The following is a 26,025-nucleotide window of genomic DNA, read 5'->3' as shown; positions in this document are numbered from 1 at the left end:
TTCTATTTTTTAATAACTTGAGTGAAGCTAATGAAGGACATACCATTCGAGAGGATCTCAGAGAAGACAGGGGTCCCGGCCGAAAGACTTGAAACATCATTTAAGAAGGGCAGCAGCCGGCTCCTTGAATCAGGGGGCTTAAGGGCCCTCCTCTTTAAGAAGCAAGTAATGGACCTTGAAGCGGGAACCGTAGCCTACCTCACGGGGGAACCAGAGGTTATACGGGGCTTTCCAAAGATAAGGAGGACGCTGCTCCTTTCACCGGCCATCGAGAAACACTTCACTGAAAGCGTTGCCGTGGAGGAGAAGATGAACGGCTACAATGTGCGGATAGCCTCTGTTTCAGGGAGGATCCTTGCACTTACAAGGGGAGGCCATGTGTGCCCATTCACCACAGAGAAGGCCAAGGAGCTCATGGACCTCCAGGAATTCTTCAGGGATCATGGGGACCTTGTAATATGCGGGGAGATGATCGGCAGGGACAACCCCTACGTCTCACATGACTACCCTGAGGTGGGCCCCCTGGGATTCAGGGTCTTTGACATCCGGGAGAAAAACACCAACACACCCCTACCGGTAATGGATAAGAGAAGGATCCTTGAATCCTATGAACTCCCGGCGGTCAGACTCTTCGGCATTTTCCCGGTGGAGGAGGCCCCAGGGAGGGTGGCGGAGATAATAAGGATGCTGGGTGCCGATGGAAGGGAGGGGGTTGTCATGAAGGACCCTGAAATGAAGCTACCCCCACTGAAGTACACATCATCCCAGGCCCATGCACGGGAGATAGCATACGCCTTCAACTACCCCTTCGACTTTGGAAGGCCATTCTTCTTCAGCAGGGTTATACGTGAAGGGTTCCAGGCATATGAACTGGACGAATCCGACGAGGAGACCCTTGAAAGGGCCCACCGCCTCGGAGAGGCCATAATATACCCCATGCTGAAGAGGATAAAGAGCATAGCTGAGGGCGAACCAGCCTGTGAGGACACGGTTATAGACGTTGAGGACAGGGAAAGGGCCGAGGAATTCCTCAGGCACCTATCACGCCTTGGTGTCTCAGCAACCATTGCAGACTACAGGGACGGTAAGGCAACCATAAGGAGGTTCTACCAGTCAACAACCGACAGGATAACCAATTACCTTGAGGGGGGCCTGTACTGATGCCGGGGGAAACCATAGCCTACCTCGGACCCAGGGGGACATTCACCGAGGAGGCCGCCCTGGAGGTCGGGGACAGGCTCGTGGCCTGCGACTCCATCCTGGAGGTCCTGAGGGCTGTTGACTCCGGCAGGGTGGATATGGGAGTGGTCCCCATTGAAAACTCAATCGAAGGCCCTGTTGGGGTTACACTCGATCTCCTTGCAGGTGAATACGACCTCTGCATAAAGGGGGAGATCATAATAAGGGTCAGGCACAACCTCCTGGTTAACAGGGGCGCCAAGATGGAGGATATCAGGGAGGTCTACTCACACCCCCAGTCCCTGGCACAGTGCCGGAGATTCATTGAGGAGGCAGGGCTCATCACCCACTCAACACCCAGCACCGCCGCTGCCGCCATGATGATCAGGGGCAGGCAGGAACTTGCAGCCATAGGAACCAGGAGGGCCGCGGAACTCTATGGCCTCGAGGTCCTTGCAGTGAACATACAGGACCATGACCCAAACTTCACAAGGTTCATAGTACTTGCAGCTGAGGACCATGAACCCACGGGACAGGATAAGACATCAATAGTATTCTCCCTTGCAGAGGACAGGCCGGGGGGCCTCTACGAGGTCCTTGGGTTCTTTGCAGAGGTCGGAATCAACCTCACAAAGATAGAGTCAAGGCCATCCAAGCTGGGCCTTGGAAGGTACATATTCTTCATAGACTTTGAGGGTCACAGGAAGGATGAAACAGTGGCAGGGATACTCTCAAAGATAAGCCAGAAGACCCCTTTCATGAAAATACTCGGCTCTTATCCTGAATACAAAATCTGAGCCCTGATAAACTGATTTTTCACTCCATAAAGACTGCCGGGGTTCAGGGGGATCGCAGGTTAAAAGATATATATACCTCCACGGCGAATATTAGAACACCGATTAATTGTTCATCAAACATGTTCAGGAGATGGTAATGATTAACCCAGATAAGAGGATGCTCCTGAGACAACTTAAAAGGATTGAAAGGGACCTTGAAGAGGGCAGAATTTCAAGGGAGGAATACAGTTCCCTCAAGGAGAGGTACACGGAGGAACTTGAAACCCTGGAGGCGGTGGAGAATATAAGGAAACTTCAGGGCCAGAAATCCCCTGAAAAACCACTCGACCACTGGGTGGAGGAGTCCAGAAGAAAGAAGGACGAGACCGAGAAGAGGGAGCTCATGAAAAAGTATATCAGCTCAGGGGAGACCCGAAAAAAGCCAGGGATAAACCTCTCACTCATAGGCACCATAATACTTGTCCTGGCCTTCTTCTTCGGCACAGGCTTCGGCCTTTACTTCATGAATCCTAAAACAGAAACCCCTGCAACAGGGACGGTAACCGTGAATGAAAGCGCATTCCCATCCTTTAACAATACACTGAAGAACACCACAAGGATCGTGAACCAGACATCTGCACCCACCATCAACGAGACCCCATCAACGCCGGCACAGCCATCAAGGCCACCGGAAAACCAGCAGGGACCAGGGGATCAGAACACGCCGGGTAATTCAACATAATGGTCATGTGAGGCTTTAACATGAAGAAGTACATCACAGTTCTTTTCATGGTACTTGCTGTTGCTGTATCCGGATGCACATCAACAACCACCGATACCGGGAACAGTACAAAAACCTTTTCACAGAATAACATATCATTTGAATACCCCTTAAACTGGGTAGCTGCCAATTCACTGGCCAATGACACAGTAGCAGCCGTTGCAGATCCCTCCTCGGTTGATAACAGGGGCCTTGCACAGGTATCGGTTGTCATACAGGTCAGGGAACTTAAGGGGAACCTCTATGATATGTACAGGGAGAACTATGATACCCTCTTCAGCAACTCAAGCTACCGGAGGGTGTCGGAGAGCAACACAACCATCAACGGATACGGGGCAGTTGAAAACATCTACCTGGAAACCGGGAACGGCACCTATAAGAAGAGAAGGGCCATATGGATACAGAGGGACAGGAACGTCTATGTCATACTCTGCACGGCACCTGCAGATAGGTTTGACTCTGAAAAGAAGAACTTTGACCTCATCATCAGCACTTTAAGGTTCCTCTGATCAGACAACTCCATTATTTTTTATATTGAAGACAGGGCCCCGACAAAAGGGTGTAATATCCACATCCCATCCCAGTAACATTCGCGGTATCCTACTAGCCCCATGGGATGGTACCTGGATCCGCACCGTTAAAGCAAAACTATAAATTTATATCTGTCAAAGATATTATTAAATTATAGGGGTCACTGTACTGATAACTGAACAGGCTCTTTTTATTTTATCTCCAGAGGTTTAGAGGCTTTTCTGGGTTTTAAACCTGGTAGAATGTGACCTTATTCATGATAATTAGGGTTAACCAGTAAAGAAAAGGAGGAATAAATAATGGTACTGCCAATATGCGATGTCTGTCTTAAAAGCGGAATTTTATGTCAGGGCTGTGAAAATAAACTTAAAACAGGGGAGGTAACCCAGACCGAAGTGGACATTGCAAAGGTTCTATACAGGATCGGAGAGGGAAAGCTCGGATTCAAGAAGGCCATAGACCTTGACGGAATTGTTATAATCATCACAGAACCCGGAGAGGTTGGTAAACTCATAGGAAAAGGCGGTAAGATAGTTAGGGCAATATCAAGGGAGATAGGAAAGAAGGTGAGGGTGGTCGGTGAAAACGCTGACCTCAAATCAGTGGCAGAGGACGTCCTTGCACCCGCCAGGATCTCAGGCATAAACATAGTTTTCGGCAAGGACGGTGTGGAGCGCTTCAAGATAAGGGTCATGAAGGAGGACGCCCGCCGCGTGCCAGGAAACCTTGAAACCCTCAATGAGATAATTGAAATGCTCACCGGCGAGAAGACCGTGGTTGTTATTGATGATAGATAGGGAATGGTAAAATGCGTGTTGTGCTCTGCGTTACCGGCAGCGTGGCTGCAGTTGAAGCCGTTAAACTCGCCCGTGAACTCAGGAGGAAGGGGGCTGAGGTCAAATGCTTCATGAGCGAGGACGCCTGCAGGATAATACACCCATATGCCATGGAATTTGCAACAGGAAGCCCCCCGGTACTGGAACTCACAGGGGAAATAGAGCACGTTAAATACTCCGATGCGGACCTGATCCTGGTGGCGCCTGCAACAGCAAACATAATAGGTAAACTGGCATATAAACTTGCAGACAACCCCATATCATCACTCCTTCTAACAGCAGCCGGCAGGGGCACAGCCATTCTCATGGTGCCCTCAATGCATGAGGCCATGTACGAGGCCGCCGCTGAGAACATAAGGAAACTTAAGGAGGAGGGAGTCGCCTTCCTCGAGCCCCGAATGGATGAGGGGAAGGCTAAATTCCCTGATATTGACACCATAACCCTTGAGGCACTGAGACAGGCCTCTGAAGGTAAAATGCGGGGTTTAAGGGTCCTTGTAAGCCTTGGCGGCACCTTGGAACCCATAGACCCTGTGAGGGTCATAACAAACAGGAGCTCCGGGAGGATGGGCCTTGCGGTTGCAAGGGAGGCCTACATACAGGGTGCTGACGTCACCCTGGTGGCAGGCACGGTCTCGGTTGATATACCGTCACAGCTCCGCACCGTCAGGGCTGAAACAGCCCATGAAATGGCCGAGGCAGTGGCTGAACTCATAGGAGAACATGATGTATTCGTCTCAGCAGCAGCGGTCTCTGACTTCAGACCGGTTTACAGTGAAGAGAAGATCTCATCGGACTCGGAGATTACACTGAGGCTCAAACCAAACCCCAAGATAATCAGGATGGCCCGTGAAACCAATCCTGAAGCGTTTATAGTTGGCTTCAAGGCAGAACACGGCGTTTCTGAGGAGGAACTTATAGCGGCTGCAAGGAAGCAGATTGAGGATTCTGTTGCTGACATGGTTGTTGCAAATGATGTCTCGGTGGAGGGCTTTGGCTCCGAGAACAACAGGGCAATCATAGTCTCTGAAGGGGTAACTGAACTCCCCACCATGAAGAAGGAGGAGCTTGCAGGGTTAATCATCGGGGAGATAATGAAGAGACTCGGCCTGGAGGTTTAGGCGGTTCTGGCACAGATGGTATGGGCTTTATTCATTTTCCCTGAGTCCAGGGTCGCTGCTGGAGAATTACTTTTTTTTTTACTTAATGAATAATAGGGCTGCTCTATGCAGAAGGAGACTCACTTTTTTTAAATCATAAATGAAAAATAGGTTTTCATCCAGGTTATCGCCCATTTATAAGCAATAACCTGGAGGTGAAATTATGGCCTTCAGCTGGGGTTATAATTATGTAACTAATCCAATATATACCTTTATTATTAAAAATTTTCTATTATTGTATATTTTTATTTGCAATGCGAGTATACATACCATCCATGCCCACCAAGAAAACACACCCAACAAAAGAAGAACTTCTCCAAGACCCTCTCCTACAAGAATTCATATTTTCCAGGAACATAAAAGAAAAAACTATAGAGACATACATTGCAGCAATACAACACTACTCACAAGTCACAGGAAAAACAATCACAGAATTAATAGAAGAAGCGGAAAAAGAGGAAGATTCAGGGGTTAAAAGAAGAAAACGCAAGATCAGACAATATTTCCTAAAATACATTCAACACCTACAAGACCAGGGGGTCAAAGGATCAACTATCAGATTATACATCTCCAAAATCAAAGCACTATACAATGAATATGAGATTGACCCCCCAAAGATCACATACAAAATTCGACCTGAAAATAAATCCATGGATGATCTTATAAATCTCCATGAGATCAAAAATGTCCTGGACAACACCCATCCACGGGAAAAAGCCATGATCCTCCTGCACCTCACCAGTGGGATGGGATCCGCGGAACTTCGAAGACTCAATGTTGTTGATTATAATAAGGCCATAGGTTTCAATGTCCTCGGAGAGGATTATGAGGATGCCAGAAAACGCATACAAGATGAAGAGATTGTTGGAGTTTGGAAGGTAAATAGAGTAAAGACAGGAATGCCATATGTTACTTTCAGCACTCCTGAGGCTAATATAAAAATCCTTGACTATCTAAGGTACCGTCGATTAAATGGAGGACCTTTAAAAGAGACTCAGCCTCTATTTTCAACTCAAAATGGAGATAGACTCAAACCGATCACTTATGCTAACATTTTCAATCGTCTTAATGACAGATTCTATCTTGGAAGGGATGCAGCGGGTAATCGTCGTTTAACTTCCCACAAACTTAGGAAGCTTTTCACGACCATCCTTTATAAGGAGGGAATGGATAAGCTGGCAATTGATTGGCTGCTTGGTCATAAAGTGAATCCAGTCACAGAGGCGTATTTCAAAGTGAATATAGATCACCTTGAAAGAGAATACAGAAAAAGGATGCGATCTTTGACTTTTGAGAAGACTGTTACAAGACGAGTAATGGCCCCTGAGGTTCGTGAGATTGTGAAAGAACTGGAAGAGAAGGAGAATGAGATTAAAGAATTGCGTGAGTCTCAGGAGAAGTTAAGAGAGTGGGTGAGGAAGACTGAGAAGTTGTATAATCTTATATCGTCTCATCCGGAGATACTGGAAAAACTTGAAAGATAATGCTTTAGTTTTCTGATGCTCTCCTTCACTATTCTTATTAATTTTATATTTATTATCATTAGTTAAGCCTCAGGATGGGGGGTATATTCTTGACGCCCACCAAGAAAATACAAGACCCCCTCCTGAGGCGGTGCATCCCAGGGGGATACAGTGTATAGTAGAATTCATGCTGTATATATAGGTGCCCCCCTAACTGTTTTGGAGTTGATCAGACATTGAGTTGTGGGGGGCTTTTGATCATGGATTACATTTCAAGGTGTTCTAAGTATTCTTTGTTGTGTTTTATGAAAAGATCGATGGCTTCCTCCCAGGCGGAGGTCATTGGGCTTTTCTCATATTTGAGCATCGCTATTACTTTGAAGAGTTTGAACTTTCTTGAGTTTATGTATATGCTTGTATGTATTTTTTCATTTTCTTTCATGTTTTATTCTCGGTGTGCATATCTTATATATTTATCCTCTCAACATACCAAAATAACAATATACCAAAAAAAATATATACTAAGAGATAGAATATACTACTAAAGGAAAAGGAGTTGATCAAACATGAAACCAATCCTCTCAAAAAAAGAGAAAGCCTGGAGAAAATACCAGGCACTAAAAAAAGAAGGACGAGAAGAAGAAGCAAGAAAGGCCTGGGAAGAATACGATGAACTCAACAGAGTCATCGTGAAAATCATTAACAGAAAACCCCCACTCGAGGAGATGGTCCACGACCAGATCCTCGGCATCCGCAACAAGAGAAACGCGAGAATCACTCCCGAGGCCATCCACGCCCTCGAAAGATACCTCTCCAGTCTGGCCTGGAACATCCTTGAAAGCGCCGGGCAGACAGCACACATACAAGACTTCACAAGGGACCTCGGGGAAACACAGAATGACATCACCATAGACGAAGAACACATTTACCTCGGCTATCTTGACATTCTCTCATACACGGATGAGGAATCAGTGGAAGAGTACAGCAGAATCCGGGAAATACTCATGGAGGGGGAGTAAATGATAAAAATCAGGATGCGAGAAGAAGCCGTGAAAGAATGGGCTAAAGACACCATATTTTTCATCTTATTTGTTTTTTTACAGGTGATGGAGGCTTCTCCACGCCACACTTTCAATCTCTGAAGGAGGAATTGGGTATGGAGATGAATGAGGTGGAAAGAATGCTACAAGAAGTCCAAAAAGATGATGGATGGGAGCCCCTCGACATGGAGATCCCATTCTGGGAACCGAAACCAGGGGATGAACTCCGAGGGGTCTGCCTAGGAATCAAGAAGATCCCCACAAAGATGGGGGACCTGCAGGTGATGGAGGTCCTCACAGTGGACAGGGAAAAGTACCTTGTGAAGGGTCATAAGGCCCTCATAGGGTACTTCAAAAGGATCAATGAGGGGTACGGTGTCCTCATACAGTATCATGGGAAGAAGAAGGCCAAGACAGGGACTGAGTACCATGGTTACACGGTGAAGATCAAGAAGCCAGGGAGTGGGCAGGTTGGGCTCACCGAACTCAGGAGTGAAGAATACGATGATAAAACAGTCAAGGCCCTGATAGATCTCACCAGGGCAAAGCATGGCAATACACACCTTAGCACAGTTTTACAGGAACTTGAGGACATATACAGTGATGGTCGCGTCACTGAGGAGGAGTACCACAGGATACGAGGTGTCCTGGGGGGTGTTGAGGGGTGAAGCTTAACTCCTACCAGAAAAGACTGATGAACCTCAAGGGGGAGATGGTTATCGTGGAATTTATAAACTCCCATCCCCCCTTAGAGGGAGGATAACAGAGGTGGACGTGTGGAACAACAAATTCTTCATTAACGTTGCAGGGAGAGAATTCCTCGTCATGGGGGGTGTGCAGACCCTCCAAAGAATAGAGGAGGATGATGCATGATAAAGGGTGATGTTCAGACAACGATACGGATTAACAAGCACGTTCATCAGTTCCTCCGGGAGTTCTGTGAGACTTGCAGGTTCTACGGGAGGAAGGATGTCACCATCACCAGGATCGTGAATGACGCGATACTCTACTACCTGGATCACAACTCCTTGTATAGGACTTACGATTTGAGGGTCTATGATGAGAATGGGGAAAGGGAGAAACCTGAAAGTTGAGATCTTGGAGAGAGATGAGTCCCTCCAGGCTTTCCACGTGAAAGGGTATAGTGGCAAGGAGTACCTTGTCACAGTCTATGATGATATGATCAGGTGTGAATGTCCTGATTATTATTATCGTCACGGGCCGGAGGGATCCTACCTCTGCAAGCACTGCTGGGCCGTCCTCCATACCATCATTAATGACATGGGTGGGGGGGATAGGATACCCCCCATACCCAAAAACCAAGGGGCCCCATGGACACCAGAACTCCTAAAGAAAGTCAAGAGGCTCTTCAAGGAAGGGCATAGCTATACTGAGATAGCGGAAGAGATGGGAAGGTCAAGGCAATCCATTATCTACGCGGTAAATTATGATCCTGACATGTCCAAACGTGTGAGGAGTAGGTGGAGTAGGTGGAGTCGCGTGGAGAAACAGCTCCTTCACAGCCTCGTACGCAAGGGATTCACATACAAGGAAATCTCAGCAACGTTCCAGTACATCTCCCTATGGAATCCCCATGTGAAACCCAGGACCATACCTAGCATCAGATCCTACATGGGGAAATACCATATTAGGACACGGAGGAGATCTTACGCGAATACAACCCCGAAGACAAGGCATATGAAGCCATGGAGCCCGGATGAAGAAGAAAAACTTCTCAGAATGTACAGGGAGGGGGAGCTCATCAGTACAATTGCTGATGAGCTTCAAAGAAGTAAAGGAAGTGTGAGGGCGAGACTGAAAAGATTTAAAATGGGGGAGAATGATGTTATGCAGATTAAAAGGAGTAGAAAGGAAGCTGCAAGACTTCAGGGAACAAATACACTCTGATCCTACTGGGGTATATGGGGGTGATAAGGAGTGGAAGTAGACGTGACAATCCAAGTGGATGATGACCTCTACAGGTTCCTCCAAGGAGAGGGGGCTGACCTGCAGGTCCTCATCCAAGTCCTCATCAACCAGATGAATTACTGTTTCAGGGAGGCCATCGGAACATATGGCCTCCTAAAGGAAGTGGACCTCGAGGAGGCATTGATGAGGATGAGTATAGAGGCCAGGGCCATGAACGAGGAGAGCATGAGGAACCTGGAGAAGGAGAAGAGGAGAAAGGATCTCATGTCTTCAAGGAGGGATGTAGCATGAAAAAGGATGTTCAGGAATCCTTAGTCGCCTGGAGGAAACTCATAGAATGGTCCCGGGTGGATGATCATGAAAATAAAAGGGAGGAAGGATCTCAGAGAAGCCATCATAAAGGTCCTGGAAGATGAGGATGCTGAACTCACACTTGAAGAGATCATCGGCAACCTTGGGAAAAGGTATGAGTTCAGTAGGAAATACAACCCCACACGCCAGTCCATCCTCTTTCAGGTACGTGTCGTAGCTAAGGGGGTTGGGGAAAAAGAGAACACCTACCAACACAAGGTAACCACTTACAAACTTCGGGATGAACATGAAATTAACAACTGTTAGAGTAGATGAAAAACTTCACGAGGACGCGAGGAGGAAAGGCTTAACCCTCCCAGACCTAATCAAGGCAGGCTATAAAGTCCTCGTTGAGGGGGGTACATTAGAATCAGAAGCACACATCATAGAAGAAACATCCCGTCTGAAGAGGAGGATAATCAGGGCAAAGGATGAGATAAGATCCATTGACCAGAAGATTCAGGGCCTTGAACTACGTAAGGAGGAGTTGAGGGTAGAGATTGAGGAGTGCGAAGAGAAAATTAAACTGTTACATTCCCCGCCAAAGACAGATGTGGTGGATGCAGAGGTGATGCGGTTAGATGAAGCCTGTGAATTCATCATGGAAAGAGTCCAGGAGAGAGGACTAGTCAGTGCGGATGACCTGGTCTTTGACACTGGGGAGGATGTGTACCAGGTGGCCGCACGGGTGAAAGGGGTGAATGTGGATGATCTGATAGAGTATTATAATAGTGTATATGTATCTAAATAATGAACTTCAGGAGTATTGGGGGAGACAACCCCTCACCCCTTGTATATATATATATACAAAAAAAATTTTGATATATATATATATACATGGGTCAAACTATTCTCTTTCTCATTACACTTGAAATCATTCTATATACATGGTTAAATTAACAGGCCAAATGGTAGATCAATCCTCATCCCAGCCACATATGGATCAACAGCTGCAAGTACTTTAAAATATGATGCGGATACCTTTATTCACCATGTTGATTTCGCTGTGAAAAGTTTTATAGTCTCTGCTTTTTTTATTTTTGTATATGGTAGTAAGTGAATCCTTAAACCGAAGATATAACATACATAATTCTTCTAATGGTGAATGGAGACATACTCAACACTACTTCTTCCTGGAGACAATATCTGCAGACCTCAACCTCAACAGGACTGACATACAAAGAATACTCTACATAACACAGAGGGTGGGGATCAAACAATTACATAAGCGCGCATCAATGGAACAGGTACTATTGGCCCTTGCAGTATTCATCAAGGAGGAATCAACAGGCCATCCCTTACAGATAGACAGATACACTATCCTCAAAGAATACAATGTTAACTATAAATTGTACACTACTGTCCTCAGGAATCTCCTCCAATACTATCGTAGCAGATCCCCTGTTGTGAGAGGATGAATATTGCAAGATTACAGGATATTCCAGGTCAAAGTATATGATAATTATAATTTGTTTTTGAGTGAGGAGGAGAAATGCCCTGAATGTGAAGGTATCCATTTTGAGCTGGATGCTGAGTATAATATTTGCTGCAGGTCATGTGGTTTGGTCCTGTCAAGTGTTTATTGTTATGTTGGTGGAGTGAAATTGGACTTACCCTGGGGTCTACTACTTTAACCACCCAGTTTTGCAGTATTCTCTAATAACTCTGTTGATGTTCCGACTACGTTACATACATATTATAGAGGAGAGAACTGAGGTGACAAAAATTGGATCGTGAAGCACTAGGACTCACAGGCCTGATAATATTGGGGATGATATCCTTATACTTCAAACAATACGAATTAGGCTCTGCATGTATCGGGGCCATCGCAGGATACATAGCCCGCCCAGGAGAAACAACATGACAAAAGAGGGACATGGATGCATACAAAAAGAGAGGATAACAAGCCTCGAGGAAAGACTGAAAAACATTGAATACGACATCATCGACATCAAGGAGACCAATAAACTGCTAATAGACCTCCAAGCAGAAATAGCAACACTCAAAGCCTACCATAAAATCACCATGATACTCCTAACAGCCCTGATCATCCCCATAATCATCACACTCACACGCACAATATAACCCCAACCACAAAATCACACAAACAAACACAAGATCACACATGAAAGAAACACCAACCCAAAGAAAAGCATTCGAATACTACTACTCCCTTGGCGACAAAAGAAACCTGAAAAAAGTCGCTGAAAAATTTGGATACTCATATGACACAATCAGAGGATGGTCATCCAAACTCAGGTGGCGGGAGAGGATATACCAGTACGAGAAAAAACAACTCCAGGAGATAAGAAGAGCGCGTGAAGAATTATCAGAGGAGTCAAAGGAGTATTATGCTGACCTCTGGAGCAAATACCTTAAGGCTTGCAGCCTCACACTGGAGGGTTACATTGAATCTATCGAGAATGGAGGGGAAGGCCTCACTTTACAGACATCTAAGGACCTTCATAACCTTGGATTAGCAATAGCATTGGGCCTGGGGGATCCTACTGAGATACATGAACACCGTGAAAGTGGTGGTGAACTGGAGGATTTACTGGAGGATCTTGTGTCAGCCACAAAAGACCTGAAGGATGAGGGTATGGATGAAGGCCTGGATGATGAAGAGGCTGAAATTGAAGGTGGCTGACTGGAAAAAGAAACTGAAAGAATCAGAGAATATTCGAAGCATCCTCCAGGGCCTCTCTGACAGGGAATTGAAGCTGTTCTATTCAACGATAATATTGAACCCATATATCCCTGTGAACCCCTTCCATAAACAGATTAAGTTTTTATTGTCAGATGAACGTGAAGTCCTGTATGGTGGTGCTGCAGGTGGCGGTAAATCAGTGGCTTTACTTATGGGGGCCCTGCAGTATGTTCATTACTCTGATTACGCCGCCCTAATCCTGCGCCGAACCTATCCTGAGCTCAGCCAGGAAGGAGGCCTTATAGACATGGCCCATGACTGGCTTGGGGGGACGGATGCAGAGTGGAATGAACAGAAAAAACGGTGGACATTCCCCTCCGGCGCTGCATTGCAGTTTGGGCATATGGAACATGAAAAGGACCGCTACAGATACCAGGGGTCATCATATCATTATATCGCATTCGATGAGCTCACAGAGTTCCTGGAGTCTCAGTACAGGTTCATGTTCAGGTCATTAAGAAAAGAAGCGGATGACCCTATACCCCTACGCTTCAGAGCCACAAGCAATCCTGGGGGGGTGGGACATGACTGGGTTAAAACCCGCTTCATTACAGGTGAAAAGACATTCATCCCCTCAACATGGAGGGAAAACCCTTATCTTAACCGGGATGAATATGAAGAGGCCCTGAATATGCTTGACCATGTAACCCGTAGGCAGTTGAAGGATGGGGACTGGGATGTTACACTGCAGGGTGGGGTGTTCAAGAGGGAATGGTTTGAGGTCATCGATTCACCCCCACATGGTCTTGTGATGAGTATCAGGTACTGGGATTTCGCAGCAACTAAACCTGACGGGGCCAATGACCCTGACTATACAGTTGGTTTGCTTCTGGGGGTGGATAAGGAGGATTACTATTATGTTCTTGATGTCCGGCGGTTCAGAGAATCCCCTGGAAAGGTTAAATCGAAGGTCCTGAGGACTGCTGAGGAGGATGGGCGTGAAGTGATCATCGCTAAGGAGGAGGAGCCAGGATCCTCAGGTAAGATAGTCACTGATTACCTTAGAAGCCTACTCCAAGGCTACACATTCAGGGCTGACCGCGTGACTGGAGATAAGGTGACACGCGCCCTTCCCGTTTCAAGTTATGCGGAATCAGGGCGCATCAAAGTCCTCAGAGCTCCCTGGACAAGGGCATTCCTTGATGAACTTGAAGCATTCCCTTCTGAGGGCGTGCATGACGACCAGGTCGATGCCTTCAGCGGAGCATTCAATACATTGGCCATGGAGATGAGGAAGAAGAGGAAGATCTATATCTCCGGACCTCTCAGGAGGATGAGTCATGTTTAATTATCACTTATCAATCAAATCATTAGAGAAATACCGGGCAATCAAGGGGGATACGGATTCACAGGCCCTTAAGGAGGATAGATTTGAGGAGTACGTTGAACCCAAGGTCCACCCACTAGTCCTACTCTCACTATTACAGGTGAATCCTTATCATGCCAGCGCCTGCAGTATTAAGGCTAATGATATCCTCCGTACAGGCTACCTGATAGATGGTGATGATGGTGGGGTTGAGGAGTTATTGAGGGCATGTAGGCCCTCATTTGAGTTCATCCTCCTTCAGGCCCTTGAGGATTTGCAGGTCTTCAATTATTGTACATTGGAGGTTGTCAGGGATGATCAGGGTGAGCCTGTCCGGTTGGATTATATCCCCGCCCATACGGTCCGGGTGCACAGGGATGGTTCAAGGTACATGCAAACATGGGATGGGATCCATGTAACCTACTTTAAGGATTACCGGTATGAGGGGGAGGTTAACCCGGATAATGGTGAGGATCAGGATGGTGTGGGGGCTAATGAGATTATCTTTATCCATCTGCCTTCACCAATCTGCAGCTACTATGGAGTCCCCAGGTACCTCTCAGCAGCCCCCTCTATACTGGCCATGCAAAAGATTGATGAGTATAATTACGCCTTTTTTGATAATTACACGATCCCCAGCTATATTATCACTGTGACTGGGGAGTTTGAGGATGAAATGGAATTAGGACCGGATGGTGAACCCACAGGCCGAACAGTGCTTCAGGGCCTCATTGAGGACAACTTTAAGTACTTGAAGGAGGCCCCCCATACCCCCCTTGTCTTCTCAATCCCCGGGGGAGACACGGTTGAAGTTACGTTCACCCCCCTCAACACTTCACAGAAGGAACTGAGTTTCAGGGAATATGCGGCTGAAAAGAAACATGATATCGCCGCCGCCCATATGATCGACCCTTACAGGTTGGGGATAATAGACGTGGGGCCATTGGGTGGTAATTTTGCTGAGGTGACAAGGCGCACCTACTATGAATCTGTTGTGCGCCCCCAACAGGTGATCGTATCATCAGTCTTAACGGATTTCATACAACTCAAACTGGACCCTGGCGCCCGGTTCGTCTTCAATGAGGAGATTCTCATGGAATCAGAGTTTGTGCATAATTATGCTCTCCTGGTGCAGTGTGGTGTTCTCACTCCCTCTGAGGTTAGGGAGAAACTCTTTGGTTTGGATGGGGGCCCTGACATGTTCATGGTCCCATCTAGCATAGGCAAGTCTGCTATGAAGCGGCAGAAGAGGAACTATGAAAAGAACCAGATCAATGAGATCAAGAGGACCTATGCCAAGTACAAGCCCCGCATCCAGGAGATCATATCCTCAGAGTCCCCACTAGAGGATAAAAAGAAAAAAATCGATGAAGTTTTATCGGACTTTAGGGCGGAGGCATATGAAAACGGTAAGAAGATGCTCAGCATAGCAGGGGATATGGGGACCATGTCAGCCATCAACAGGGGCGTCTCCATGATCCCCCCCAAACCATCAAACCTAGAGGCCTATGAGGATCTCCTGGCAGCCTCTGTGGATGATATAGTGGAGCGGATACGACATTACCTTTACAAAGTCATAGGATGGAGGGAACTGTAATATTTTGTCGGCCAACCAACCCCCACAACACTTGTTTTTTCTTCAGCCAATAGAATACCCCCTGTCCGCTGCAAATCCCTCCTAACATGGCTTTTATGGGTGGTTGGCCGGCTCCCTACTAACAATCTCATGGTGAGATGATGGCACGTCCCGGAGGAATAGATTACAACCCAGAGAAGCTGAACTCCATGATAGATGATTTCATGGACTCCACAGAGCATATCATGAACCGGGTGAGGGTCTCCAGTGTAGAGGCGTTCATAGATGACTTGCAGGCCCTCACAAGGGAGGAGTTCATCAGAAAATATGGTGTGACCCGTAGGGAATATGATGAGCTCATAGCCGCCCTTGAGGACATGAAGGATGAGGATATGGATGAGGCCCCATCAGAGGATGAGACTGATATGAGGGGGCTTATCTATTTCCTGGGCCTTGCAGTAATCTACCTGACCCGGGATGCTGAGAGAGATGCTGAGATAGAGGCGTACAGGCGGCACGCGGAGGATTATGGCCGGGACTTATACTTGAATTGGGTGACTATGGGGGATGATCATGTCTGCGATACCTGCCAAGAATATGAGGACGCTTCACCCTACAGGGTTGAAGGGTTCCCCCACATACCTCACCCCTTTTGTAGGTGCCATCCGGAGCCCTGTGATGAAGAGGGGAACCCAATAGATGACCTTTCAGAGTACAGCGGCCCTGACCTTGAGTACTTTGATGAGATCATGGAGGATTTTCAGTGATATCGGCATTGATTTTGAGGTTGTACCCCCACCACCATTCCCATTATAGAGTATAGGAGTGTGATATGTTGTGACATGGAAACTGAATAGGAAAGGATATGATCATGCCAAGGGACTGATACAAGCCGGGAAGGTGAATGATGGCAAGTGGGAGAAACCCAACCTTGAGGATTTCAAGGATATCGAGGAATATGCACTATTCCACCTCGGGAAGGACCCTGAGGCCGACCCCAACACCGCTGAGGCCTATGCCTACCCTTATGGCCGTGGAGGTGAAGTGTACATCCAGGCGCTCAGGGCCATCAAGTCCTACACTGCGGGGGCCAGAGGCGCGCCCAGGAACCAGGAGATATATGATGCTGCAAGCGAACTCCTCGAGATGGCCAAGGAGGAGGCATCGGAGAAAACATACACCCTCCAGTATGGGAACCATGCCGTGAAGATAAACAAGGATAAACGCCTGGTCACAGGACCTGTTCTCGTCCCGGATGAACCTGACCTAGATGGGGATGTGGTGACGGCGGAACAGGTTGAAGAGGTTGCCTACAAGTTCATGGAGGACTACCAGAACATTGACATTATGCATAGGTTCAGGAACGTCGCCAGACCAGTGGAGTCCTACATCCTCCGTGATGATGAGGAAATCAATGGCGTCCACTTACCCCGGGGGACGTGGATGATCACAGCGAGGATCTACGATGACGGCATATGGGAGGGGGTGAAGACGGGGGAATATACTGGATTCAGCATCACAGCCGTGCCCGCACAGAAAGCACAGAAATCTTACCCGAAGACAACCCTCCGTGAACTGGGATGGCCATGGGAAGTTGTCACTATCTCAATAGTTGACAAGCCTGCCGTCCCTAAGGCCAAATACTTGAGCATCAAACGAGATGGAGGTGATGATGTGGATGAGAAATCTCTCCTGAAGCAGATCTTCACAACCCTCAAATCCTACTTCGATGATGATGAGGGGGGAGAGGCTGTGAAGGATGAAAAACAAGAACCAGAACCGGAAGAGGAAATAACCACAAATACCATCCTAGAAGCAATCCAGGAATTGAAAAAAGAGATATCCAAGATACATGAACGCCTCAATGAAATGGAAGAAGAGGATGATGATGAGGACGAAGATAAAGTAAACCCCGAACAAGTAGTCGATGAAGCCGCCACGTCCAAAGTAGAACCACAATCCCTGAAGGGGCAGGTGGCTGAGAAGCAGCATAACGATGCAAGTGACTTAAAAATCATGGGTGTTGACCGTTTCGGCAGGCCCATAAAAAGATGATGATATGAGGTGGTAATATGGATTTTCTGAACAAACCATTCCAAATAACCCCTAAGATAGATGTCCCTGACCTTGGAAAAGGGATACTCGCGGTTCAGAGGTTCGGGGAGTTCGTCAGGGAAGTCCGTGAAAACTCCGCGATAATAAAGGATGCAAGGGTCCTGAATGCCCTCAAGTCATATGAGGTGGACATTTCAAGGATAAGCCTCGGTGTTGAACTGGAACCTGGCAGGAACACATCAGGGACAAAGGTTGCCCCGACTGCTGATGAAGTGACCGTGAGCACCAATACACTGGAGATGAAAGAACTCGTAACCAAGGTCGTCCTTGAGGATGAGGCCCTGGAGGACAACATAGAACAGTCAGCATTCGAACAGACAATCACATCACTCCTTGCAAGTGGAGTCACCTATGACCTGGAGTGCTTCTTCCTACATGCTGACTCCAGCCTCACCACTGGCAGGGAACTCTACAGGATCAATGATGGATGGATGAAGCTTGCAGGGAACCAGTATACTGATGCAGAACCTGAAGATGCGAACTGGCCCCTCAACCTCTTTGACGGCATGATGGATGAACTGGACACGAGGTACTTGCAGCTCAAGCCAAGGATGAAGTTCTACGTCTCCAATGAGATATACAACGGATACAGGAAGCAGCTACTCGTCAGGGAAACAGGACTCGGTGACTCGGCCCTCATGGGTGCCACGGGACTGCAGTATGATGGTATACCAATACAGTATGTCCCTGCCCTGGATGCCCTCGGCGACGATAAAGCAAGGGCCCTCCTCACGGTCCCCACGAACCTCGTATACGGGTTCTGGAGGAATATCAGGATAGAACCCAAACGTGACGCTGCGATGAGGAGGACTGAGTACATTGCCAGCCTCAGAGCAGATTGCAACTATGAGGATGAGAATGCGGCAGTCGCTGCGGTCATAGACATGTCCTGAGGTGGATGAGAATGGCAGTAGTAGATCCCTCCTAATAACCACAGTACACTATCTTGCCATGGTGATAGAAGGAATGTAAAATGAACCCTAAGCATGACATCTACATCCATCTTGGCCTGGACGAAGCGGATGAATCCCTACAGGCATTCATAGATAGGAAAATAGAAGAGTACAGGGCAAGAGCTGAGAGGATCAACCCCCATGCACCTGAGGACATCGTGGACGAGTATGTGGTTGCAATGATACTCAATGACCTCACAAAGGACATGAACTTCACCGATGGACGGTTCAGCATCACAGAACAGGCTGAGGATGTGAGGAGGAGACTATCCCATGCTCTTCTAAGACTACAGGGTATGAGGATCTGGAGACCAGGGGATGGTGGTGATGAAGAGGATTAAAGGAGGGTTCCAACGGTTGCTACGGAGGTATGGACAGGAGGTTACACTTGTGCATCACACCCTGAAGGAGAGGGATCAGCGAGGACAACCAGTCTATGAGGATGATACCAGGCCTCTGAAGGCATTTTTCCATGTGAACCGTGGAGGGGAACGCATCATCCAGGGGCAGATGATCAGTGATTATGACGCATACGTACTCATACCACTCGGTGTGTCCATCATGAGAGGGGACCACATCCTCATCGGCGAGGACAAGTACACCGTTACTAGTATCATCAAGAACAGGACACATATCGAGGCAACCCTACAGAGGATAGCGGACACGTGAATGCCATGATAGAGATCAGGATAGACAAGCCAGATGCTCTCATGGAGAAACCCCATGAGGTCCAAGGGAAAATCGAGGAGACCCTTGAAAAGATATTGAATCAACTCCAGGGGATCGCTGAGAACACAGCCCCAGTAAAGACAGGGAATCTCCGCGACAGCCACATCATCAGCATCGAAGGAAGCACTGGTGAACTAAGTAACCTCGCATACTACCTCCCATTCGTACTCCATGGACGTGGATGGGTGTTCCCGGTCCGGAGGAAAGCTCTCTGGTGGCCTGAACTACCCCATCCAGTCGCCTATGCGAGACCCGCGCCACCAAATGACTACTTCAGCGCCGTTGTGGCGTACAGTGCACCTGAGGGTGTGGTGGAGGAAACACTCATAGAGTGGTTGAGAGAATGATCTCTGAGATAGAATTACTATTCAAGGAGAAACTGGAGGAACTTGGATTAGTCGACACCGTCGTCCTCGACTTCAATGAGAGGATTGAGGGTGAATCAGTCATAATACTGAACATCTCAAAGCTCAAACGCTTCGAACCAGTTTTGAATGGTTCTGCCTACGAGGGGGAATTCGAGGCCCACATCACAGGGATCTGGAAGGTGGCTGAGGGTATCACAGATGCTATCGAGAAACGGAACACTGTCCTTGAAAAGCTGACCTCTGAGTTCATGTACACGAATCTCGGCACTGCAAGGGTGATGGTACAGGCCTGGGATAAGGCCATATGGCAGGATGTGATGGATGATACGCGATACTACGTCGCATTTGACATCACACTCACTGTGAAAAACATGATGAGGTGATATATATGCTGGTGGATAAACTGGCAGAAACTATACTTACAGGTGAAAATGTTGGGTTTTTCCTTGGGATACCCATTACTGGTGAAAATATAACTGGGACTTCAGGGGAATTCATGGTAAAGAATCCCCCGATCTTCCCCCGGTCATGTAATTCGCTTAGCGTGAAACCTGAGGATGTGACGGTTACTAGTGACAGTGACGGGTCAACCGTTACCGTGACTGACATAATTGAGGATGATGAAGGACGAGCGGTTGGTTTTGAAACAGATGGATCAGAGACCACCGTGACGGCTAGTTATGTGGAGGAACTGGAACCCTTCCTGGCGCAGGGGGTCACCGTTGATATTAAGCAGGATACTAAGGAAGTCAGTATACTGAACAATGCTGCGAAGCTCACAGCATACGCCGGTATGACAATAACGATAAAGTCAGATCAGATACTCAGTGCGAATGGGCTTGAACAGTTCAAGAAGCTCATGTTCTATGAGGAATCATCAGAAACATCAGAGTCAGTGTACAGGCTCATGGACAAGCCACTGAATCTCTACGGTTACATGACGTTTCACGTTGCGGATGAAACACTTGGAAGGATATACTTTGAGAACGTGAAAATGTCCCCCAGCCTCCCCGCCGCGAAGGCAGGTGATAACTTGACATTCGACCTGGAGATGACCGTCGCCGAAACACCAAAACTGATTCTTCCTAAAGGGGGGTGACTGATTATCACAACCCCAAGGTTTTCATTTTTTAAGAAGGAAGTCATCGATCTGAATGGTGTGGAAGTGGAACTGGAAGGGTACAGGGTGGTGGACAGTGAGTACGTCATCCCCCTCATGGAGAAACGCAATGAAGCGCTTGAGATTTCTGTGAAGTATAATAACCTGATGAAGAAGATTGAGGGAAAGACTGAGGAGGAGATCACAGAGGAGGATGCTAGGAAAGTTAAGGAGATGAAGGATCGTGTGGACCGGCTCCTGGTTGAGACCAGTGAACTGGGTTACAGGTTAGCACAGAGAGGTCTCAAGAGGAGTCTGTACAGGGATGAGGAGGATTATAAGGAGGCTGAGAGGGATGGTCGCTTAACGGAGTACATTGATAGCCTCCCAGACGTGGAGATACCCCCTATGATGGTCAGGACAGTTGTAGACACCATGCTGAAACTTAGTAATCCTGAGTTGATAGGGGAGCCCTCTGACAGTGGGGGTGTTAAGGGGAAGAAAAAGAAGGGTTCAAGGCGGAAGAAGAGTGGATCCACCTCAAAAGGATGATTCTGAATTTAAGTTTAAAAGGGGGATGGATGGTTAATAGGATCCTGGAGTTCCCATACTCCCTCCTCGTGGAATATTATCTGGCACAGATGGACCCCCCATCATCTGTTGAGGGGCGGTTTTCTGTGGATGTGGAGGAGAAAATTGAGGAACTGAAAAGGTTGAATTATCAGAGAAAAAAATAGGGGGGGTGACTGGTTAAGGCTGGTTTCTGATGGCTTTATAGGTGGTTTCCATAGCTATGGATATTATGATTAATCCTATTACCCCCATCAGATAGTTCCCTGCCCCTGTGAAGATATTGTACCATGCCGCTCCTATGAATATTGATGGGAGGGGATTCACAGTCCTCAGGAACCGGGGATGTTTCTTGTATAGGGCGATGTTCAATATGATGAGGAGGGGGAGGCTTAGGAGGCCAATCATTAGGAGCATGCACTGGTCTGTTGTAACCTGTGGGTTCCAGATGAGTGTTATTGCATCGAGGATTATGAGGCCTATGAGTCCTGGGGCAGGGTCATGTTGAGGGCTCTCCTTCAGGGGGCCTCCGCATTCACAGACGTACCCCTCCACCTTTTCTCCTTCGGGGATTGTGTATTCAAGTCCACATTTTTCACATTTCACCTCCATCATGATCACCTCTTGATTTATTATATTAGTATATTGGTATATGTTCTTTTCGGTCGGTGGGATAGATGAGTGACCATAGCATAGCCATTGAAGTCCAGATGGACGCTGAAAGCGTCGTGACTGGACTGCAAGAGATGAACGAAACCCTACAGAATCTCCCAGGGGATGTTCAGATCAACCTGGAGGGGGGGACAACCTCACCCCCATACTTGACTCGATCAACAGCAGCCTCGATGAACTACCTGAGGAATTACAAGTACACCTCTCCGCTGAGAATGAACTCACAGACGTCCTCACAGACATACTCATCCAATTAGACCACATCCCTGACGATATAAACATTCACCTCACTGCAGAGGAAGATGGAGTCATAGATGTCCTGGAGAAGATCAACCAGAAACTTGACGAAGTTGAAGAAGCGCACCTGAAGATCACAACAGATGATGACGCTACCAAAACCCTTGACACAGTCCTTGAAAAGTTGAATGAACTCCCAGATGAAGTCACCATAAAAGTGGGGGTGGATGATAACGCCACAACCATCATAGAATCCATCATCAAATCAATCCATGAAATCCCCGATGACATCACCACCACAGTGCACGCTGAAGTGGAGGGCATGGATGACATCAAAGACATTAACCATGTACTGGATGATCTGGAGAGAGAATACTCCACAACCGTGGAGGTTTCAGTTGAAGGGGCTGAAGGGGTAGATGAACTGAAACATAGTATCAAGGAAGCAGACGGCCAGGAAGTTAACGTTGAGGTTAACACGGAGGGTATTGAGGAAGCGGAGGACAGGCTATCCGGCATCACATCCGCAGTCTCAGACCTGGAATCCCAGGTCATGGGATTGTTAGGGGCATACATGAGCTACCAAGGTATAACGTCAGCCCTGAACTATGGGAAGCTCATAGATCAGACAGCCGTCCTTACAAACGCCACGAGGGAGCAGAGGAAAGAACTGGAGAAAACGATCGAGGCGAACTATAACTACAGCCTCGGGATGAAGGGTGGGGCTCAGATAATGTACACCCTCGCATCATACACACGTGACTACACACTCACCATCGGATACTATAAGGCGGCACTCACAGCAGTCGCAAGGAGTGGGGAGGATGCATCCACAGTAACACTCACCCTTGCAAGGGTTTTCAGGGACTTTAACATCACAGTCGAGGAGAGTGAGGGCCTCACCCATAAACTCTTAGAACTCTGGAGACGGTCAGGGTTCTCCAGCTTCACCGAGTTTCTCGGAATGGTTGACCGTGCAGGGTACTACCTGGACCAAGCGGGGGTGTCAGCTGACACCACAGCAAAGATCATCGCCAGCCTAGGGCCACGGGGGACAAGGGCTATCAGGCAGCTGGGCAGAGAACTCGGAAACATCGGACGTGAATGGAAGGAAGGCTCCGATGTGGTGGAGGAGTATGGTAAGAAACTGGAGAAACTCGGGATAAGTGTTAGAGACTCATCAGGGAACCTGAAGAGCTTCAATGAGGTGCTGGAGGAATTCCTCACATACTTGAGCACCATACCTGATGATACGGAGAGAGCCCGAGTGGCTACTGAAGTCTTCGGTGAGAAGGCCGGCCCGGCTCTTGCAGAGGTTGCTGATAAATGGGATGAATTGGGGGATGTGAGTGAAGAGAGTGCTAAGAAGACAAACAAGGCGCTGGGTGAGTCAGCCGCTGCGCACCGTGATATCTTCACAGAGATAAAAGGGAATCTTGACAAGTTTATTGATGATATTAATACTTTCCTGGAGGGAGCTGGGTATATAGGGCAACTCCTATTCTTTATCATCGGTAAGGATATCTACGACTTAGTTAAAAAAGCCCTGAAGATAGTGAGCACAAAGATATGGGACGTCCTGAAGGATTCACTTAAGAATGTTAGCAGGGAGAGACTAACAGGATTCGCTGAATCCGTGAAAGACGCATTGAAAAATGCCTTGGATGATGCTATCACCCGTCTCAAGACGGATGATTTTGTTCAGAAATTTCTGGATAAGATGGAGGACTCTCTGAGGGAGGTGGCCCGGAAACTCGGGGATCGATTAAAGAATCTGCTCAGGGATGAAGGTGGTAGAGCCTTTGATAGGCTAGATGTTGACGGGGTAATCACTCGTCTCGGCATGAACCTTGATGATGCTGCCAGCAGTATTCTTCCTAGGTTCGGTACCAGTATAGGGAGAACTCTCGTGAAGGCTGTGGGGGAAGGCGTCGGGGTGGCGCTGCAAACAGCAGACATACTCTACAACTTTAAAGAGTACTTGAGGGACATCCTCGAGGATCCATTCAAATTCGTCAGTCCTGTTGCAGAGTACAGTTACCCTGAATGGTTAAGGAGGATCTTCTCCCCAGAAACAATATTCAAGGCCATCATGGGACCTGAAGAGTGGGAAAAAGCGAAGAACATACTCCTCGAGAATGCCAGAGTGTACATCCAGGAACCGTTCAGGCGTGAAGTTGAGAACTTCTTCAAGGACCCTGCAAGATACCTTAAAGAAGGGTTCAGTCAGATGTGGAGTGATTTCAAGGCGTGGGTGTACAGTCACATCCCTTCCTTTGAATGGCCGAGCTTACCCTCTATTAAGGTCCCTGATATAGTGGGGATCATGAGGAGCAAGTGGGAGGAATTTAAGGTGTGGGTGTACAGTCATATCCCCTCCTTTGAATGGCCGAGCTTACCCTCTATTAAGGTCCCTGATATAGTGGGGATCATGAGGAGCAAGTGGGAGCAGTTCAAGGCGTGGGTGTACAGTCATATCCCCTCCTTTAAATGGCCGAGCTTACCCCCTATTAAGGTCCCTGATATAGTGGGAGGCATACGGAGTAAATGGGAGCAGTTCAAGGCGTGGGTCCTCTCAGCCTTCAAATCATTCAGATGGCCAAACCTTCCCAACATCAAACTACCAGACTTCGCAGGGCTTATGAAATCAGCATGGTCCAAATTTAAGAGTGCCGTGTCATCCTCGTTCAAGTCATTCAAATGGCCAAGCCTACCTCTCCCTAATTTCAGTGGCATAGCCTCCAAGTTCAGGGAGTGGGGGGCCCGGTTCATCTCCAACCTGGCCGCGGGTATCCGATCAGCAATCCCTGACCTGAGCAGTGTCCTTTCTAGGATCAGACGCTTATTACCCTCATCCCCCCTAAGGAGGGGCCATTGTCATCCCTCACTTATGAAGTGATGCATGAGTATGGTTTCCTGCTTGGTAAACACTTTAATGAGGGCCTGGCAGCGACAATCCCCAACACAATCTCAAGCCTCGGGCAGCCAAACTTCCTCCCACCCTCCTACTTAACCACAGGAACCACCTCACAGAACATAAACATAGAGATAAACACCAATGTGTCAATAGACAGGGTGGAGGATGATGTTGACGTCGAGGCGATGACGAGGAAAATCACAGACAAGGTGAAGGAGAATATGTGTGATGAATTGAACAGGCAAGGTATCCTCCCCTACCTGTATGGCCGCGGATATGTGAGGGGGGTGAGATGATCATAGTCTATGGTGATTGGAGCATACAGGGACATAAACCATCAGGGATAGTATCCGTGCAGGTGAACCTCCCAAAGGTCACCCTGCAATGCGTGGCCCTCCCCAAGCCCGGGAAGACCCCCCTGGATGAAGTTAAACTATTCATGGGATTGGCGAAGTACCAGGTCAGCAATGATTTCCTCCTAAATAAGGGGACCTATGTGCAGGGGGATAGGAGCCGTGACCTCCTAACCATCACAGACGGTGTGAATGTATTCAAGGGGATGATCGAACCCCCCTCCTACCAGTTGGACAGGTTCAGTGATGAGATCATAGAATACACCCTAACCATCCACCTGGAGCTACCCTCTGATATAAGCAGGGTCTTCAAGGCAGGGGACTTCTCCCCCACATATTTCAACTCTTTCTATTTCCATGTTGGCGTGGAGTGATCC

At 47.8% G+C, this 26,025-nt stretch carries 35 protein-coding genes; 33 read left to right on the top strand and 2 right to left on the bottom strand.

Annotation, left to right across the window (positions count from 1 at the left end):
• Nucleotides 1–30 precede the first annotated feature (30 nt).
• The 7 genes from FZP57_RS07965 (at nucleotide 31) to FZP57_RS07935 (ending at nucleotide 6,747) form a co-directional block, all read left to right on the top strand.
• Nucleotides 31–1,161, top strand: coding sequence for an RNA ligase (locus FZP57_RS07965; protein ID WP_191216213.1), 1,131 nt, complete (start codon nucleotides 31–33; stop codon nucleotides 1,159–1,161).
• Nucleotides 1,161–1,976 (top strand): prephenate dehydratase, encoded by an 816-nt coding sequence (gene pheA, locus FZP57_RS07960; protein WP_191216212.1) that lies wholly within the window; start codon nucleotides 1,161–1,163, stop codon nucleotides 1,974–1,976. Before FZP57_RS07965 ends, pheA begins: the two co-directional genes overlap by 1 nt.
• Nucleotides 1,977–2,112: 136 nt before the next feature.
• A complete protein-coding gene (locus tag FZP57_RS07955; protein WP_074359481.1) occupies nucleotides 2,113–2,697 on the top strand; it encodes a hypothetical protein in 585 nt (194 codons plus the stop codon).
• Nucleotides 2,698–2,717: 20 nt separating this feature from the next.
• Entirely contained in the window at nucleotides 2,718–3,245 is a 528-nt protein-coding gene (locus FZP57_RS07950; RefSeq protein WP_191216211.1) for a PsbP-related protein, read from the top strand.
• Nucleotides 3,246–3,566: 321 nt separating this feature from the next.
• Nucleotides 3,567–4,064, top strand: a complete 498-nt coding sequence (locus FZP57_RS07945) for a transcription elongation factor NusA (RefSeq protein WP_074359479.1) — start codon at nucleotides 3,567–3,569, stop codon at nucleotides 4,062–4,064.
• An 11-nt stretch (nucleotides 4,065–4,075) separates the two neighbouring features.
• Entirely contained in the window at nucleotides 4,076–5,224 is a 1,149-nt protein-coding gene (gene coaBC, locus FZP57_RS07940) for a bifunctional phosphopantothenoylcysteine decarboxylase/phosphopantothenate--cysteine ligase CoaBC (RefSeq protein WP_074359478.1), read from the top strand.
• A 314-nt stretch (nucleotides 5,225–5,538) separates the two neighbouring features.
• Complete coding sequence (locus FZP57_RS07935) at nucleotides 5,539–6,747, top strand: site-specific integrase (RefSeq protein WP_015971171.1); 1,209 nt, start codon at nucleotides 5,539–5,541, stop codon at nucleotides 6,745–6,747.
• 244 nt (nucleotides 6,748–6,991) lie between these two features.
• Here the strand turns inward: FZP57_RS07935 and FZP57_RS07930 are convergent, their stop codons facing one another.
• A complete protein-coding gene (locus FZP57_RS07930; RefSeq protein WP_191216210.1) occupies nucleotides 6,992–7,168 on the bottom strand; it encodes a hypothetical protein in 177 nt (58 codons plus the stop codon).
• Nucleotides 7,169–7,292: 124 nt separating this feature from the next.
• On the opposite strand from FZP57_RS07930, the gene FZP57_RS07925 reads away from it, so the two are divergent.
• From FZP57_RS07925 to FZP57_RS07820, 22 genes are all read left to right on the top strand, one after another.
• Nucleotides 7,293–7,745: a hypothetical protein gene (locus FZP57_RS07925; RefSeq protein WP_191216209.1), complete on the top strand. Its 453-nt coding sequence runs from the start codon at nucleotides 7,293–7,295 to the stop codon at nucleotides 7,743–7,745.
• 161 nt (nucleotides 7,746–7,906) lie between these two features.
• Nucleotides 7,907–8,434 (top strand): hypothetical protein, encoded by a 528-nt coding sequence (locus FZP57_RS07920; RefSeq protein WP_202879476.1) that lies wholly within the window; start codon nucleotides 7,907–7,909, stop codon nucleotides 8,432–8,434.
• A gap of 201 nt (nucleotides 8,435–8,635) precedes the next feature.
• Nucleotides 8,636–8,860, top strand: coding sequence for a hypothetical protein (locus tag FZP57_RS07915; protein ID WP_191216208.1), 225 nt, complete (start codon nucleotides 8,636–8,638; stop codon nucleotides 8,858–8,860).
• Complete coding sequence (locus FZP57_RS07910) at nucleotides 8,823–9,674, top strand: SWIM zinc finger family protein (RefSeq protein ID WP_191216207.1); 852 nt, start codon at nucleotides 8,823–8,825, stop codon at nucleotides 9,672–9,674. Before FZP57_RS07915 ends, FZP57_RS07910 begins: the two co-directional genes overlap by 38 nt.
• A 30-nt stretch (nucleotides 9,675–9,704) precedes the next feature.
• On the top strand, nucleotides 9,705–9,986 hold the full coding sequence (locus FZP57_RS07905; protein WP_191216206.1) for a hypothetical protein: 282 nt from the start codon (nucleotides 9,705–9,707) through the stop codon (nucleotides 9,984–9,986).
• Between the two features lie 66 nt (nucleotides 9,987–10,052).
• Nucleotides 10,053–10,313, top strand: a complete 261-nt coding sequence (locus FZP57_RS07900) for a hypothetical protein (RefSeq protein WP_191216205.1) — start codon at nucleotides 10,053–10,055, stop codon at nucleotides 10,311–10,313.
• Complete coding sequence (locus tag FZP57_RS07895) at nucleotides 10,294–10,797, top strand: hypothetical protein (RefSeq protein ID WP_191216204.1); 504 nt, start codon at nucleotides 10,294–10,296, stop codon at nucleotides 10,795–10,797. Before FZP57_RS07900 ends, FZP57_RS07895 begins: the two co-directional genes overlap by 20 nt.
• A gap of 975 nt (nucleotides 10,798–11,772) precedes the next feature.
• Nucleotides 11,773–11,910: a hypothetical protein gene (locus tag FZP57_RS07890; RefSeq protein ID WP_191216622.1), complete on the top strand. Its 138-nt coding sequence runs from the start codon at nucleotides 11,773–11,775 to the stop codon at nucleotides 11,908–11,910.
• Complete coding sequence (locus tag FZP57_RS07885; RefSeq protein ID WP_202879475.1) at nucleotides 11,907–12,131, top strand: hypothetical protein; 225 nt, start codon at nucleotides 11,907–11,909, stop codon at nucleotides 12,129–12,131. The genes FZP57_RS07890 and FZP57_RS07885 overlap by 4 nt, the downstream gene beginning before the upstream one ends.
• A gap of 40 nt (nucleotides 12,132–12,171) precedes the next feature.
• The gene (locus FZP57_RS07880) at nucleotides 12,172–12,693 is read left to right on the top strand and encodes a hypothetical protein (protein ID WP_191216202.1); all 522 of its coding nucleotides are present in this window, start codon (nucleotides 12,172–12,174) and stop codon (nucleotides 12,691–12,693) included.
• Nucleotides 12,650–14,041, top strand: a complete 1,392-nt coding sequence (gene terL / locus FZP57_RS07875) for a phage terminase large subunit (protein ID WP_202879474.1) — start codon at nucleotides 12,650–12,652, stop codon at nucleotides 14,039–14,041. The genes FZP57_RS07880 and terL overlap by 44 nt, the downstream gene beginning before the upstream one ends.
• Nucleotides 14,034–15,656, top strand: a complete 1,623-nt coding sequence (locus FZP57_RS07870) for a phage portal protein (protein ID WP_191216200.1) — start codon at nucleotides 14,034–14,036, stop codon at nucleotides 15,654–15,656. Before terL ends, FZP57_RS07870 begins: the two co-directional genes overlap by 8 nt.
• A gap of 137 nt (nucleotides 15,657–15,793) precedes the next feature.
• A complete protein-coding gene (locus FZP57_RS07865) occupies nucleotides 15,794–16,402 on the top strand; it encodes a hypothetical protein (protein ID WP_191216199.1) in 609 nt (202 codons plus the stop codon).
• A 133-nt stretch (nucleotides 16,403–16,535) separates the two neighbouring features.
• On the top strand, nucleotides 16,536–17,690 hold the full coding sequence (locus FZP57_RS07860) for an XkdF-like putative serine protease domain-containing protein (RefSeq protein WP_202879473.1): 1,155 nt from the start codon (nucleotides 16,536–16,538) through the stop codon (nucleotides 17,688–17,690).
• Nucleotides 17,691–17,707: 17 nt separating this feature from the next.
• On the top strand, nucleotides 17,708–18,643 hold the full coding sequence (locus FZP57_RS07855; RefSeq protein WP_191216197.1) for a phage major capsid protein: 936 nt from the start codon (nucleotides 17,708–17,710) through the stop codon (nucleotides 18,641–18,643).
• An 80-nt stretch (nucleotides 18,644–18,723) separates the two neighbouring features.
• Nucleotides 18,724–19,044 carry a hypothetical protein gene (locus tag FZP57_RS07850; protein WP_191216196.1) on the top strand — a complete coding sequence of 107 codons (321 nt, stop codon included), beginning with the start codon at nucleotides 18,724–18,726 and terminating at the stop codon, nucleotides 19,042–19,044.
• A 16-nt stretch (nucleotides 19,045–19,060) separates the two neighbouring features.
• Nucleotides 19,061–19,372: a phage head closure protein gene (locus FZP57_RS07845; protein ID WP_202879472.1), complete on the top strand. Its 312-nt coding sequence runs from the start codon at nucleotides 19,061–19,063 to the stop codon at nucleotides 19,370–19,372.
• 5 nt (nucleotides 19,373–19,377) lie between these two features.
• Entirely contained in the window at nucleotides 19,378–19,779 is a 402-nt protein-coding gene (locus FZP57_RS07840; protein ID WP_015971193.1) for an HK97 gp10 family phage protein, read from the top strand.
• Nucleotides 19,776–20,183 carry a hypothetical protein gene (locus tag FZP57_RS07835; RefSeq protein ID WP_202879471.1) on the top strand — a complete coding sequence of 136 codons (408 nt, stop codon included), beginning with the start codon at nucleotides 19,776–19,778 and terminating at the stop codon, nucleotides 20,181–20,183. Before FZP57_RS07840 ends, FZP57_RS07835 begins: the two co-directional genes overlap by 4 nt.
• A 5-nt stretch (nucleotides 20,184–20,188) precedes the next feature.
• Nucleotides 20,189–20,899: a hypothetical protein gene (locus FZP57_RS07830; RefSeq protein ID WP_202879470.1), complete on the top strand. Its 711-nt coding sequence runs from the start codon at nucleotides 20,189–20,191 to the stop codon at nucleotides 20,897–20,899.
• A gap of 66 nt (nucleotides 20,900–20,965) precedes the next feature.
• Entirely contained in the window at nucleotides 20,966–21,451 is a 486-nt protein-coding gene (locus FZP57_RS07825) for a hypothetical protein (protein WP_202879469.1), read from the top strand.
• Between the two features lie 29 nt (nucleotides 21,452–21,480).
• Entirely contained in the window at nucleotides 21,481–21,636 is a 156-nt protein-coding gene (locus FZP57_RS07820) for a hypothetical protein (protein ID WP_191216192.1), read from the top strand.
• 13 nt (nucleotides 21,637–21,649) lie between these two features.
• Here the strand turns inward: FZP57_RS07820 and FZP57_RS07815 are convergent, their stop codons facing one another.
• Complete coding sequence (locus tag FZP57_RS07815; protein ID WP_202879468.1) at nucleotides 21,650–22,084, bottom strand: hypothetical protein; 435 nt, start codon at nucleotides 22,082–22,084, stop codon at nucleotides 21,650–21,652.
• A gap of 62 nt (nucleotides 22,085–22,146) precedes the next feature.
• On the opposite strand from FZP57_RS07815, the gene FZP57_RS09165 reads away from it, so the two are divergent.
• The 4 genes from FZP57_RS09165 to FZP57_RS07805 all read left to right on the top strand — a co-directional run bounded on the left by FZP57_RS09165 (nucleotide 22,147) and on the right by FZP57_RS07805 (nucleotide 26,022).
• On the top strand, nucleotides 22,147–22,398 hold the full coding sequence (locus FZP57_RS09165; protein WP_202879467.1) for a hypothetical protein: 252 nt from the start codon (nucleotides 22,147–22,149) through the stop codon (nucleotides 22,396–22,398).
• 203 nt (nucleotides 22,399–22,601) lie between these two features.
• A complete protein-coding gene (locus FZP57_RS07810; RefSeq protein ID WP_202879466.1) occupies nucleotides 22,602–25,277 on the top strand; it encodes a phage tail tape measure protein in 2,676 nt (891 codons plus the stop codon).
• Nucleotides 25,277–25,591: a hypothetical protein gene (locus FZP57_RS09160; protein ID WP_202879465.1), complete on the top strand. Its 315-nt coding sequence runs from the start codon at nucleotides 25,277–25,279 to the stop codon at nucleotides 25,589–25,591. Before FZP57_RS07810 ends, FZP57_RS09160 begins: the two co-directional genes overlap by 1 nt.
• Complete coding sequence (locus FZP57_RS07805) at nucleotides 25,588–26,022, top strand: hypothetical protein (RefSeq protein ID WP_015971199.1); 435 nt, start codon at nucleotides 25,588–25,590, stop codon at nucleotides 26,020–26,022. The genes FZP57_RS09160 and FZP57_RS07805 overlap by 4 nt, the downstream gene beginning before the upstream one ends.
• Nucleotides 26,023–26,025: the final 3 nt, after the last annotated feature.

It is taken from the genome of Methanothermobacter sp. THM-1, assembly GCF_009914355.1.
Taxonomy (GTDB): Archaea; Methanobacteriota; Methanobacteria; order Methanobacteriales; family Methanothermobacteraceae; genus Methanothermobacter; species Methanothermobacter wolfei.
The sequence above is the reverse complement of the archived record's forward strand: the minus strand, read 5'-3'. Positions and strand labels throughout refer to the sequence as shown.